This is a genomic window from Bacillus marinisedimentorum (assembly GCF_001644195.2).
Classification (GTDB): domain Bacteria; phylum Bacillota; class Bacilli; order Bacillales; family Bacillaceae_O; genus Bacillus_BL; species Bacillus_BL marinisedimentorum.
The window spans coordinates 35,195-48,905 of the sequence record NZ_LWBL02000013.1; the positions used below are offsets into that span (position 1 = coordinate 35,195).

Below are 13,711 nucleotides of genomic sequence, written 5' to 3' on the forward strand. Positions count from 1 at the left end.
AAAGATTATCCTTTTGTGCCACCTGCGGTCAAGCCTGAAACGAAGTAACGCTGCAAAGACAGGAACAGGATGCTGATCGGGATGGCGATCAGAACAGAACCGGCTGCAAATTCCGTGAATTTGCTGGCATGCGGGTCTGAAATCAATTTATAAAGCCCGACTGACAGCGTCATTTTTTCAGGAGACCTGAGAACAAGCGATGCCAGGATGAATTCGGTAAATGGCGTAATGAAACTGAACAATGCGACAACAGCCAGGATCGGCTTTGCCAGCGGCATGATGATTTGCCAGAAAATCCGGAAATGGCCGGCCCCGTCCATGCGCGCCGATTCATCCAATTCACGGGGAATCGTGTCGAAATAACCTTTGGCAAGCCATGTGTTCATTGGGATAAGCCCGCCCGTATATAGGAGGATAAGGCCCAGATGGGTATCCATCATTCTTAGCAGGGACATGAGCACATAAATGGCGATGATAGCGATAAACTGCGGAATCATTTGCAAAATCAGGAATGCGATCAAGCCATTTTTGCGGCCGATAAAACGGTAACGCGAAAAGGCATATGCTGTCAGCGAAATCATGATTGTTGCAAACACCATTGTCAAAACGGATACCTTTATCGTGTTCCAGTACCAGATCAGATAATGACTATCTTCCGCGAACAGTTCCTTATAGTGGGAAAGGCTCGCATTTTCCGGAATCATCGATGAACTGGCAAGACTGTTTCCCGGATTGAAAGAGGAACCGATCGTCCATAAAACCGGATAGACCACAATCGCGATTGCCAGGAGCAAAATCAAGTACGAAACAGTTAGCCGGATACGCTTTGATGTTTTTGTATTCATACTACATCATGCCCTCCTCTTTATAAGACTTCGTTCTGCGGAACTGGATCAGCGCGAACGTCATAATGATGAGGGAAAGTACGACTGTGATCGCTGCCGCCTTGCTGTATTGTGCGGAGGTCATCGTCAGGTTGTAAATCCAGGATATAAGGATATCCGTTCCTCCCGCGTTTTGGCCCGCAACCGGCGGCCCGCCGGCATTAAACAGATAAATGATATTAAAGTTATTGAAATTGAATGTATATTGCGTGATCATGATCGGCGCAGTCGCGAACATAATCATCGGAAACGTGATATTTTTGAACTTCTGGAAAATACTCGCTCCATCAATCGTTGCTGCTTCGTAAAGATCATCAGGAATGGATTGCAACACACCGGTGATCATGGCCATAATAAACGGAAAGCCAAGCCACCATTGCATGAAAATCAAAGCAATTCTTGAAAACGTCTGATCTGTCATCCATGGTATGGGATCGATTCCAAAGACTGCCAAAATATCATTATTAATCGCACCAAAAGACTCATTGAACATGTTTGCAAATACCAGGATGGATACGAAAGCCGGAACTGCCCATGGGAGAATCAGCAATGTGCGGATAATCGCTTTATACTTCAGGTCTTTTTGATTCAGGATGATGGCAAGCAGCATGCCGACGGCAATTTGGCCAGTCGTGGCTGCAAGAGTCCAGATGATCGTCCATGACAGAACTCCGAAGAATGTCTTGCGCCAGATCGGAATAGTGAAAATATCAAAGAAGTTTTTGAATGCCACCCAGTCCACCAGCTTTGCAGGCGGCGAATGATATAAATCGTAGTTTGTGAACGCCATGATGATCATGAACAGAAGCGGATACACGACCACAAATGTAAGGAGCAGCACTCCCGGGGAAATCATTAAGTAAGGGAACCCTTTATCAACTACATTTCATAGTCATAAATAAAGCCAAAACCTTTTTCATCGTTGGACCCCCTAAAAGAATGTTTAATAGTTTCGACCGGCAGTACAAACGTTTGCACAAAAACCAAAAAAATAAAAGCGTTTTCAATTTTTGCGAAATCGTTTGCGCAACCTGTCTAGTATCATTATACCTGCTGTGGAAGGTTTGACAACTACTTTTTAATAGAAAATGAATTTTCGCCCTTCACAGAGCCGGATAAAACGCATATTCCCTTAATATTTCACGCTTTTCTATTTTCGTAGCATCTCTTTTACAACGGCCACTTCTACTTTAATTAGTAGTTTTTCACCCTGTTCCCAGAATTCCTTCCCCCTTCAACATAAGATTGAATGTGCTATCTTCACTTATTGACAACAGAAATGGATTCACATACATTTAAACTATTAAATACAAATTGCGCAAACGATTGCGCCCATTCTATTGAAGAGGTGATTCCTTTGTTGAAAGAAGCCATCTATCACCGCCCGAAGAATAACTATGCATACGCGTATGACAAAACAACACTCCATATCCGCATCCGCACTAAAAAAAATGACATGGATGCGGTCGAACTTTTGCACGGTGATCCATATGACTGGATTGACGGCGAATGGCAAGTTTCATACTCGCTAATGCAGAAAAGCGGCAGTGATGATTTGTTCGATTACTGGTTCATCGCCATCAAACCGCCGTTTCGCCGGCTCCGCTACGGTTTCAGAATGTTTAGCGGCACAGAAAAAACAACCTTCACAGAGCGGGGTTTTTATGACGAGTCTCCTGTTGACGACACAGCTTATTATTTTGCGTTCCCTTTTATGAACCCGATCGATGTTTTCAATGCACCAGACTGGGTGCGTGACACAGTCTGGTACCAGATCTTCCCCGAGCGGTTCGCTAATGGAGATTCATCTATCGATCCGGAAGGTGCTCTTCCGTGGGGGAGCACAGATCCGACACCCGAAAACTTTTTCGGCGGCGACTTCCGGGGCATCATCAATCACCTCGATTATATTGAAAACCTTGGAATCACCGGAATCTACTTCACCCCGATATTCAAAGCAAAATCGAACCATAAATATGATACGATCGATTATATGGAAATTGACCCTCAGTTCGGCGACAAGGAAACGTTCAGGGAACTCGTTCAGGAATGCCACAAGCGGGGTATCCGCGTCATGCTTGATGCCGTTTTCAACCATAGCGGCTATCATTATCCCGCTTTTCAGGATGTTCTTGACAAAGGGGAAGCCTCTGAATACAAGGATTGGTTTTACTTACGGGAATTCCCGATCAAAACCGAACCGCGTCCGAACTATGACACATTCGCTTTCGAGAAAAACATGCCGAAGCTGAACACCGAGCACCCCGAAGTGAAGAAATACTTGCTGGACGTCGCCCGATACTGGATCGAAGAATTTGATATCGACGGCTGGCGCCTTGATGTGGCCAACGAAATCGACCACCAGTTCTGGCGCGACTTTCGAAAAGCGGTAAAAGAAGCCAAACCTGATGCGTACATACTCGGGGAAATCTGGCATGATGCGATGCCTTGGCTTCAGGGCGAACAATTCGATGCGGTGATGAACTACCCGTTCACGAACGGCGCCGTCGAGTTCTTTGCAAAATCAACCATGAGTGCCGGTGAATTTGCCGATACGATAACAAAAGTGCTCCATTCCTATCCGGAAAATGTAAATGAAGTGGCCTTTAATCTGCTCGACAGCCACGACACACCGAGGGTGCTGACCCTCGCTGGCGGAAATAAAGAGAAAGTGAAACTGCTTTACCTTTTCCAATTGTCATTCATCGGAACGCCGTGCATTTATTATGGTGACGAAATCGGCATGTCAGGCGGCCAGGATCCGGGTTGCCGTAAATGCATGGTGTGGGAAGAGGCGAATCAGGACCTGGATATGCTCGATCATGTCCGGAAACTGCTGGCATTGCGGAAAAACGTACCAGCATTCGGCAACAGCGGAGGACTCCGCTTTATCCAGGCGAATGATGACTCCAATACGGTTGTCTATGAAAAAGCTGGCGGAGATTCCAGGCTTTTATTCATCATCAACAATTCCAGACAAACCAGAGAAGTTAGCTTTCATTACGACTTTAAAGACAAAACGGCAATAGATTTATGGAACGGGAACCAGATTTATACACAGGACGATTCATTTACCGGCAGTTTCCCGCCTTATTCATTCGCTATTCTGCAAATCAATTAATCGGCAAAGTCAGCCCGGGATAGCTTCCGGGCTTTTGCCTTATGCTTGAAACGGGGAATTGCCATGACAGAAAAAAAGAAACTGACCCTATTCGCCTTAACCTGGCCGATTTTCATTGAAATTTTCCTCCATATGCTGATGGGAAATGCCGATACTCTTATGCTTAGCCAGTATTCCGACAACGCCGTTGCATCTGTTGGTGTTTCGAATCAAATTCTATCAGTCATTATTGTGATGTTCGGTTTTGTCGCAACAGGAACCGCCATCCTGGTAGCCCAGCACCTCGGTGCGAAATCAGGTGAAGAAGCGGCCGAAGTAAGCGGCGCAGCCATTACACTTAATCTCATTTTCGGTCTCCTGTTGAGCGTGATATTATATGTGTTCAGTGCCCCGATATTGAAGATGATGGATTTGCCGGGGGAACTGATGGACAGTTCCAGGAGTTATTTACAAATTGTTGGCGGCCTTGCCTTCATCCAGGCATTGATTATGACGATTTCCGCCATCATCCGCAGTTACGGATACACACGTGATACGATGTATGTCACCATGGGGATGAATGCTCTTAATGTGATCGGAAATTATCTTTTTATATTCGGCCCTTTCGGCATTCCGGTTCTCGGGGTGACAGGGGTAGCCATCTCAACTGCGGCCAGCCGTTTCCTTGGATTGCTCGTCCTTGCATGGCTACTCCATCGCAGGCTATCCCACAACCTTTCGTTCGCTCAATTTATCCGGATCAAAAGAGGCCATGTTGCCAATTTGCTGAAAATCGGCATTCCTTCAGCAGGCGAACATCTATCCTATAACGGGTCCCAAATTGCGATCACCTATTTTGTTGCAGCTATGGGCACAGAGGCACTCACCACGAAAGTCTATGCCCAGAACATCATGATGTTCATTTTTCTCCTTGCCGTCGCAATCGGCCAGGGGACGCAAATCATGATCGGCCGCCTTGTTGGTGCCGGAAAAACAGATGAAGCCTATTACCGCTGTATAAAAAGCTTGAAACTCGCCGTCATCTTTTCCCTTGGTGCTTCAGCAGCCGCTTCCCTGTTTGCTGAAGATTTGCTGCACATTTTTACGGATAACGACCAAATTATCCAGACAGGCGCTTTGCTTATCTATATGACTCTTCTTCTTGAGCCGGGCCGGGCTTTTAATCTTGTCATTATCAATTCACTTCGCGCGGCAGGCGATGTCCGGTTCCCTGTTTATATCGGCATTTTATCCATGTGGGGAGTCAGTGTAACAGTCTCTTACCTTCTTGGAATCACCTTGGGCCTTGGCCTGGCCGGGGTGTGGATCGCCTTCAGCCTTGATGAATGGCTGAGGGGCATCCTGATGCTGAAGAGGTGGAATAACAGGAAATGGGCGTCGATGAGATTCGTCCGGCCGGTATAAGTATGAATATATGTTAGATTTCATAACATATCCGCATCACTTTGATGCGGATATGTTTCTTTTTTTGCTATTTTTCTGAAAAAAACTTGCATACCATGTTCCAGTATCGTAATATTACTTACATAATATGTTAGTTTTTCTGACATTAATAAATTGGAGGGTTGGAACTTGAAAAAAATCGAAACCGTAATCCGTCCCGAACAGTTTCATGATTTACGTAACATGCTAGAAGAAATCGGCATTAGCGGACTTACTGTCACCGAAGCCGCCGGCTGCGGAAAACAGGAAGGGAAACAAGGCGTCTTCCGAGGCAGCCGTTATGAAATCAAATTGTTTCCAAAAGTGAGAGTTGAGATGGTTGTGGAAGATCACCTGACTGGCCAAATCATCGATGTCATTTTACAAACCTGCGGCACCGGGACAGTCGGTGACGGAAAAGTTTTTGTTATCCCGATAGAAGACGCCATTCGCATTCGGACCGGCGAAACCGGTTTGAACGCTATTATTTAAAGGAGGAAAAAACGTGAAAATAAAAGCTGCCATATTGTCCATTGTTGCCCTGTCATTCCCCACTTCAGCACTTGCAGCCGAAAAAGGGGTGGAAGAAGTTTCCGCCTCAGTTGATATGATCTGGATGATCACAGCAGCAATTCTCGTATTTTTCATGCACGCCGGCTTTGCCATGGTTGAAACGGGATTCACCCGTTCGAAAAACTCCCTGAACATCCTCATGAAGAATATGTTGACAATCGCTGCCGCTTCAATTTTATATTTCATTGTCGGATTCGGCCTAATGTTTGGAAAAAGTGCAGGCGGCTTCATCGGAACAGACGGGTTTGCGCTTATCGGCAAAGAAGCGGATATCGGATTCTTTGTCTTCCAGGCCGTTTTTGCAGCCACTTGTGCAACCATCATTTCCGGTGCAGTTGCTGAACGCATGAAACTGTCCAGCTATTTTTTGCTGACAGTCATGATGACCGCTTTCATCTACCCTGTTGTCGGCCACTGGACATGGGGCGGAGGCTGGCTGGCTGAACTTGGATTTGTTGATTTTGCCGGTTCTTCTGTCGTCCACCTCACCGGGGCACTAGGTGCGATTGCGGCGGCAAAAATACTTGGCGGCCGGATCGGCAAATATAAGGACGGCAAGGTGAATATCATTAAAGGGCATAATATCCCGCTCGGTGCACTCGGGGTATTCATCCTCTGGTTCGGCTGGTTTGGATTCAACGGCGGCAGCACTCTTGCAGCCGACCCCGAGTTGATTCCACATGTGGTGACGACAACTCTCCTGTCCGCATCTGCGGCAGTTGTGATGACGGCTCTTTATTCACAACTGAAATACAGGCGGATTGACGCTTCACTGACGTTGAACGGAGCACTTGCCGGGCTTGTCGGAATTACAGCAGGCACAGCCGATGTTTCCCCTGCTGCGGCACTCGTGATTGGTGCAATTGCCGGTATCATCCTTGCTGCAGCCGTCCCATTCATCGACCGTATTATGAAAATCGACGATCCGGTCGGCGCGATTGCTGTACACGGTGTAGCCGGAATCTGGGGAACACTCGCTGTCGGGCTATTCAGCACATCTTCCGGGCTATTCTACGGAGGAGGCGCTGCACTCCTTGGGGTTCAGGCGATTGGAATTGCTGCCATAGCTGCGTGGACACTATCGGCTGTTACCGGTTTCCTTTTGCTCCATAAGCTTTTTTCTCCGATACGTGTCAGTCCAGAAGAAGAAATTGCAGGACTTGATTTCGCTGAACACGGTTCCCAGTCTTATGAATTTAAAGACTTTATTCTGCAAAACGAATCACCAGATTCCGACTCATTCGGCACCGGCCTGATCGAACGCCTGGACAGCGTTGGAAAAGCGGCACGAACGCATTAAGTCTCTTTATAGTCTCGTTTTCGCGCGGTGATCATTAGCGGAAGACTATTCAGTACCTCTTGTGCGGGTTGGAGAGACCCTGAGTGGATAATGAATATTAAAATAGGGGCAGTGCGCTGATTTGTGGTTCAGTGCCTATAGTGTTAGGTTCACTTTGATTATCGGCACGGAAAATCGGATGCCGTGCCTGTAATTTGGTCATACTTCAGATTATGGGCATGGGAAACGGAAGCCCGTGCCTGTAATTTGGCCTTTCCTCAGATTATAGGCACGGGATACGATAGCCCGTGCCTGTAATTTGGCCTTTCCTCAGATTATAGGCACGGGAAACGATAGCCTGTGCCTATAATTTGGCCTTTCCTCAGATTATAGGCACGGGATACGATAGCCTGTGCCTATAATTTGGCCTTTCCTCAGATTATAGGCACGGGATACGATAGCCTGTGCCTATAATTCGACCTTACCTCAGATTATAGGCACGGGATACGATAGCCTGTGCCTATAATTTGGCCTTTCCTCAGATTATAGGCACGGGATACGATAGCCCGTTCCTATAATTCGACCTTACCTCAGATTATAGGCATGGGAAACGATAGCCCGTTCCTATAATTCGACCTTACCTCAGATTATAGGCATGGGAAACGATAGCCCGTTCCTATAATTCGACCTTACCTCAGATTATAGGACAACGGCGCACGCTCTCCCGCCCCGCCGGAAATTCAACGCTTGCAGCAGCCTGTTTCCCTACTCCGCAACCTTCACCCCATACGCCTCAAACCAGTAATTGATCTGGGCAAGGTGCGCGATCAGCTGCGGGCCGGTCATCAGCTGGCCAAACCACGGATCTTTGAACGAGGCGCCGCCTGAGTCATTGATTTCCTTCACTTTCTTGCGGTCAAAAAACTCAAAAAGGGGCGCGTTCGGATCGGCGAGAATTTCTTTCATCCACGTTTGCACAGCCCGGGTATATCCGGGATGATGTGTCTTCGGATACGGGCTTTTTTTCCGGTACAGTACGTCATCCGGAAGCAAGCCTTCAAGGGCTTTTCGCAATATTCCTTTTTCCCGGCCGCCGTGCATTTTCAATTCCCACGGCACATTCCAAACATATTCGACAAGGCGGTGGTCGGCAAACGGCACCCTGACCTCCAGGCTAGCCCCCATGCTCATGCGGTCTTTCCGATCAAGCAGCGTTGTCATGAACCAGACCATGTTCATATAAAAAAGTTCACGCCTTCTTGCATCCACTCCCCGTTCACCTTCCAGCACGGGTGTTTCACTGACAGTTTCAGCATAGCGGCGCTGCACATACTCTTCCAGGTTCAGTTTCGATTGCCATGATGGCACCAGCAGCCTCTGGCGGGCCTTCGTTGACCTCATCCATGGAAACACACCTTTTTCCGCTTCTCCTGGATGATGGAACCATGGGTAACCGCCGAATATCTCGTCAGCACATTCACCGGACAGCCCGACGGTCACATCTTGTTTGATTCTTCTGCAGAACCAGAGAAGAGACGAGTCGATATCTGCCATCCCCGGCTGGTCTCTTACGGTGACCGCCTCCTTCAGCAGGCCGGCAAGGCTGCGGTTTGAAATGACACAGCGGTGATGTGCAGTCCCGTAAGATTTTGACATCATATCTATCCAGGGGCCATCGGGATCAGGCTGATATTTATTCTCTTTGAAATATTTATCGTTCTCTTCATAATCAATCGAATACGTATTAAGCGGACTTTTCCCTGCACGCTTGAATGTGTTTGCCGCAATTGCTGTAATGGCGCTTGAATCCACTCCGCCCGATAAAAATGTGCAAACCGGAACATCTGCCACAAGCTGGCGCTCAACCGCATCAATGACGAGTGCTTTGACGTTCGAAACGGTTTCCGACAGCGAATCGGTATGCGGCCTGCTTTCCACATTCCAGTAACGCCATTTTTTCAGTCCATTTCTTGAATATGTGAGCGCATGGGCGGGCCGCAGCTCCTCCATTCCTTTGAAAATCCCATGCCCGGGAGTACGGGAAGGCCCAACTGCAAATAAATCAGCAAGGCCCTCCCTGTCAACTGCAGGTGTTACATCGGGATGGGCAAGAATCGCTTTCAATTCGGAGCCAAACAGCAGGCGGCCGTCTTTCTCCTGAAAAAATAACGGTTTGACACCCAATCGGTCACGCGCCATAAAAAGTTTCTCTTCGCTTTCATCCCATATGGCAAATGCAAAAATGCCGTTCAGGATGTCGACACATTTTTCTTCCCACTCCAGGTATGCTGTAAGCAGCACTTCTGTATCTGAGTGGGAATCGAATCGGTAGCCCTTGCTTTTTAATTCATTACGGATTGCTGCTGTATTATATAGCTCACCGTTGTAAACGATTGTATAGGAGCTTGCGCCTCTGGTTTTAGTCATTGGCTGTTTGCCGCCGGCAGGATCTACGACTATTAATCTTGTATGCCCGAATGCCGCGGACCCGTTCAGCCAGACCTGAATATCGTCGGGACCTCTCTTTGATAAGGTTTCAGCCATTTTCTTAACAATCCGATGCTCATTGTCCAGGTTTTTCCGCCAATCAATCCAGCCCGTTACTCCGCACATGCCTTTCACCCTTTCCGCTTAATCCCGGCTGATTTCCCTATACTTATTCAGTTTATGCATCCGCGAGCCGGGAAATGAGCAAAGACATGTACCATTCTTGAACGATGACAATACAAAAACCGCTGATCATCTATCAGCGGTTTTTGTATTCGATAAGTTTATCCATTTCTTCCTCAAACAGTTCTTCTGTCAGCGGCCTGTTGATATAAAATCCTTGAATGTAGCGGCAGCGTAAGCTTTTCAGCATTTCCAGCTGACGGGCCGTTTCCACTCCTTCCGCAAGCACCCCGACTGATAATCCCTTTCCCATTGTGATGATTGATTTGGCTATCGCCATATCCGGCGAGCCTTCCTCGAGATTATGGATAAAAGACTTATCAATTTTAATGAAATCAATCGGCAGATCCTTCAAATAACTGAGCGATGAATAACCTGTGCCGAAATCATCGATCGACACCTTTACACCCAGCTGTTTAAGCTGTGTCATCACATCTATCGTATAGCTGGTGTTTCTCAGCATCACACTTTCCGTCAATTCCAGGTTTAAGTAAGCTGGATTGAGGGCGGTTTCAAGCAGGACTTCTTTTACGTCCCTTAAAAACCTGTCACTCTGAAATTGCTTTCCGCTAACATTGACCGCGATTGCCAAACTATTAAAGCCGTCATCATGCCATTTCTTCATCGTCTTGCACGCTTCATACAGGACCCAGCGCCCGATATCTTCAATCATGCCGGTCTCTTCTGCAATCGGGATGAAGTCTCCCGGCGAAACAAGTCCAAGCTTCGGATGGTTCCAGCGAATCAACGCTTCCGCTCCGGTAAGCCGGCCTTTTTCAAGGTCGATAATCGGCTGGTAACAAAGGAAGAACTCATCATTTTGCAGCCCTTTGCGCAAAAAAGACTCGAGTTCGAGACGGTATCTGGCCGTTTCGTTCATTTCAGTCGCATAAAATTCAACTCGGTTCCGTCCCTGCTGCTTGGCTCGGAACATAGCGGCATCGGCATTTTTTATCAGCGTTCCGGCATCCTCGCCGTCATCAGGAAAAACGCTCCCCCCGATGCTTGCGGTAATGAAAAATTCGCGGGCGGCATAGTATACAACTTTTGACAGGGCAAACAGCAGACTGCGGGCGATATTGACCAGCTCATCCATCGAATCCAGATGCGGCACAATCATGATGAATTCATCGCCGCCAAATCTGGTCAGGAAGGCATTCCCGGGCATAGCCCCTTTCAGCCTTTCGATCACGATCTCTAATATCTCATCGCCGACCTGGTGGCCAAGACTGTCGTTTATCACTTTAAAATGGTCAAGATCGATGAACAGCAGGGCAAGCGGAATACCCGTCTGTTTTGCCCTATCCATGAGAAACTCCAATTTCTCCTTCAAATAATAACGATTCGGCAATCCTGTCGCCGGATCATGATAAGCCAGAAACGAAATCTGTTCCTCCGCTTCTTTCTGGTCAGTCATATCCCGTCCGATCCCAAACATACCGACCATTTCACCATTGATCATAATTGGAACGTTTTTCACCTGCATGTGAACCTTGTTTCCATACTGATCATCAACTAGAAGATCATAATGCTGTTCAAAGCCTTGAAGCGTTTTTTCAAAGTGCCATGCCACCCGTTCTCTGTCTTCCGGATCGATGTAATCGAGTGAAAAACTCCCTTCGATTTCCGACCGGCTCACACCGAACTTTTTTTCGAAAGCAGGATTCACACTCATTATGTAACCTTTCAAGTCAGTGGAATAAACGATATCAGGATTATGTTCAAAAAGGGATTTGAAAAGCTGTTCTGACTCTTGCAGATTTCCATTCAGCTGCTGAAGTTCTTCGGTAACAGAATGAAGAAGGTGCGACATGGCCATGAACGGACGGTGTTTATCCGGTACGGCTGCCCGCTTGCCAGAATGAACAGCAGCACCTATGGCTCCTTTTGCCGGCACCGTTTCAGACAACGCCAGAATCGTCATAGACTGGCTGAATAAATCTGTTCCTTTATTATTGCCTCCGAAAAACTCACCGTAAGAAAAGAAACCCGAAGTTGGAAACTCGATATTCAAAGCTTCCAGTTCATAGCTGGCAAAATCCTGAAGGAAGCGCCTCCTTGCCATGCAGGAATAAATAAAAACCGCTTCAGTTGTCCAGTTCTTCAGCTCATTTCCGATAAATCCGGCATCATTCACCATCGCTTCGACATTCCCATAAGCAAACTGAACCTGTTCCCCTTGCTTAACAAACTCAGTCACTTCAAGCGATCCATCATCAAACAGGCCGCTGACAAACAGGGTGATTTCCTCCCCTTCCCTCTCAGTCATCAGCGGAAAACCAGAAGCAGCCATCTTCAGTTCATCATCAGAGGTGAAGCCAAGGTACTTACGGTAAGCGTCCACGGCAGGTTCATTATCAATTGTAATGATGCGTCTCCCGGCCGCCTCCGTCACAGCCATCGTCTTCCCGACCCTTGTCCAGTTCCTGTTCAAAAACGTTTTGACCTGCAGTGTTTCATTACAAAGAGCTACTGCTGCTGCACCATTTTCAAATACCTTCCGGCCTCCGATCACAAATGTTCCCCGGAACAGCCCGTTATCCCCGGCCATTCCTCCGGCAATGACTGCACCAGGATGGATGTCCTCCACCCCTTTTATAAATTGTCTTCCTTCCGTATTAAGCCCATCACTGAAAACTAGCATGACCTGCGGATTGGCACAGCCCAGTTTTCGGGCAAGATCCTTCCCTTCTGCCCGGCTGCCGGTGCTGCTGTCCCCCCAATTTATATGAGCGGTAAAGAGCTCGGTGTTCCTAAAAGCCGAAAACGTTATGACAGTTGCAGAAAAGCTGAGTTCCCCGTTATTTATTTCGCCATCAGTTGTTGCTCCAATAACAGCCGCTTCAGGCAGCAATTCCACTATTTCATCAGTGAGCTGCTGGAGATAGTCCCGGTCAGCGATACCTGAAAAAACCTGGACAAGCACGTTCCCGGCTGTCCGGATATCATGCTCTTCTATGAACCGTTCCAATTTATCTTTTGTTTCATAAAGAGTGTTCCAAGTTTTCACATTCCCACCGCCACACGATTTGTTCAGGCCATTATTCCATAAAACATCGGCCTGTCCTTTATATCGGCACAATTACCTATCTTTTAAAGTCATTAAATCCTGGGTGGTCATCATGCTCTTTATGAAATAACGGAAACTCGCCGGTTGGCGGGCCTTTAGGCTAAGACAGAAGCGCAGGTGCACTTATCGATATTTTTAAAAATGACCGCTTCGCCGAAACACTTTCTTGCTGCCGATTCATTTTCCTATATAAAAAAGCTGCCGGTAAGGGCAGCTTTTACCTTATTAGTAATCGAGAACAATGTAACCATAAAAGAAGACAAGAACAAGTGCGATCAAAAACTGAACCCAGTATGCAAACGTCTTATTTCCTTTACTCTCTTTCACAAGAATCATCTCCATGGCAAAAATCAGCCATAGGCCGAGAACCCCTTTGAAAATTGCTGTATCATAAAAAGAATAAAAGGCCCAAAGCAAGTAAAATCCTGTACCGATCACAAAAAGATAAAACAGCCGCAGGATGTTGTGGACGATCTTTTTAGGTTTGTCTTTCCCAACCCTTTGCAAATAATAACCGACAAAAAACAGGGCAATTGCCAGGAACCATGATGTAACGTGAGCATGAATCATTAGTCGTTCTCCTTTCGGGTATCATTGTGTTTCTATCATATCACGTTTCCACTATTAACAAGTAATTAAGTGAATTTTTAAAAACGTTCTGAATTCTTTGGCCTGACACGTGTTATAATTAG

8 protein-coding genes and 1 pseudogene are annotated in these 13,711 nt (G+C 47.0%); 4 read left to right on the forward strand and 5 right to left on the reverse strand.

Annotation, left to right across the window (positions count from 1 at the left end; all coding sequences use genetic code 11):
• Positions 1 to 5: 5 nt before the first annotated feature.
• Together A4U59_RS03755 and A4U59_RS03760 are read right to left on the reverse strand one after the other, a co-directional pair.
• Positions 6 to 845, reverse strand: a complete 840-nt coding sequence (locus A4U59_RS03755; protein WP_070119827.1) for a sugar ABC transporter permease — start codon at positions 843 to 845, stop codon at positions 6 to 8.
• Between the two features lies 1 nt (position 846).
• A pseudogene (locus A4U59_RS03760) lies at positions 847 to 1,770 on the reverse strand (carbohydrate ABC transporter permease); the annotation flags it as partial.
• Between the two features lie 471 nt (positions 1,771 to 2,241).
• On the opposite strand from A4U59_RS03760, the gene A4U59_RS03765 reads away from it, so the two are divergent.
• The 4 genes from A4U59_RS03765 to A4U59_RS03780 all read left to right on the forward strand — a co-directional run bounded on the left by A4U59_RS03765 (position 2,242) and on the right by A4U59_RS03780 (position 7,300).
• Positions 2,242 to 4,005 carry an alpha-glycosidase gene (locus A4U59_RS03765; RefSeq protein ID WP_070119829.1) on the forward strand — a complete coding sequence of 588 codons (1,764 nt, stop codon included), beginning with the start codon at positions 2,242 to 2,244 and terminating at the stop codon, positions 4,003 to 4,005.
• Positions 4,006 to 4,068: 63 nt separating this feature from the next.
• Complete coding sequence (locus A4U59_RS03770; RefSeq protein WP_070119831.1) at positions 4,069 to 5,409, forward strand: MATE family efflux transporter; 1,341 nt, start codon at positions 4,069 to 4,071, stop codon at positions 5,407 to 5,409.
• A 168-nt stretch (positions 5,410 to 5,577) separates the two neighbouring features.
• Complete coding sequence (locus tag A4U59_RS03775) at positions 5,578 to 5,919, forward strand: P-II family nitrogen regulator (RefSeq protein ID WP_070119832.1); 342 nt, start codon at positions 5,578 to 5,580, stop codon at positions 5,917 to 5,919.
• A gap of 13 nt (positions 5,920 to 5,932) precedes the next feature.
• Positions 5,933 to 7,300, forward strand: coding sequence for an ammonium transporter (locus A4U59_RS03780; RefSeq protein ID WP_070119834.1), 1,368 nt, complete (start codon positions 5,933 to 5,935; stop codon positions 7,298 to 7,300).
• A gap of 744 nt (positions 7,301 to 8,044) precedes the next feature.
• Here A4U59_RS03780 and asnB read toward each other — a convergent pair.
• The 3 genes from asnB to A4U59_RS03795 all read right to left on the reverse strand — a co-directional run bounded on the left by asnB (position 8,045) and on the right by A4U59_RS03795 (position 13,589).
• Complete coding sequence (gene asnB / locus A4U59_RS03785) at positions 8,045 to 9,892, reverse strand: asparagine synthase (glutamine-hydrolyzing) (RefSeq protein ID WP_070119836.1); 1,848 nt, start codon at positions 9,890 to 9,892, stop codon at positions 8,045 to 8,047.
• A 133-nt stretch (positions 9,893 to 10,025) separates the two neighbouring features.
• The gene (locus A4U59_RS03790) at positions 10,026 to 12,959 is read right to left on the reverse strand and encodes an EAL domain-containing protein (protein ID WP_070119838.1); all 2,934 of its coding nucleotides are present in this window, start codon (positions 12,957 to 12,959) and stop codon (positions 10,026 to 10,028) included.
• Between the two features lie 285 nt (positions 12,960 to 13,244).
• Positions 13,245 to 13,589, reverse strand: a complete 345-nt coding sequence (locus tag A4U59_RS03795; RefSeq protein WP_070119840.1) for a YisL family protein — start codon at positions 13,587 to 13,589, stop codon at positions 13,245 to 13,247.
• Positions 13,590 to 13,711: the final 122 nt, after the last annotated feature.

What these genes read in the sequence shown, in the direction of transcription:
- A4U59_RS03770 (WP_070119831.1), top strand. Translation starts at nt 4,069, where the DNA reads ATGACAGAAAAAAAGAAACTGACCCTATTCGCCTTAACCTGGCCGATT.
- asnB (WP_070119836.1), bottom strand. Translation starts at nt 9,892, where the DNA reads ATGTGCGGAGTAACGGGCTGGATTGATTGGCGGAAAAACCTGGACAAT.
- A4U59_RS03795 (WP_070119840.1), bottom strand. Translation starts at nt 13,589, where the DNA reads ATGATTCATGCTCACGTTACATCATGGTTCCTGGCAATTGCCCTGTTT.
- A4U59_RS03755 (WP_070119827.1), bottom strand. Translation starts at nt 845, where the DNA reads ATGAATACAAAAACATCAAAGCGTATCCGGCTAACTGTTTCGTACTTG.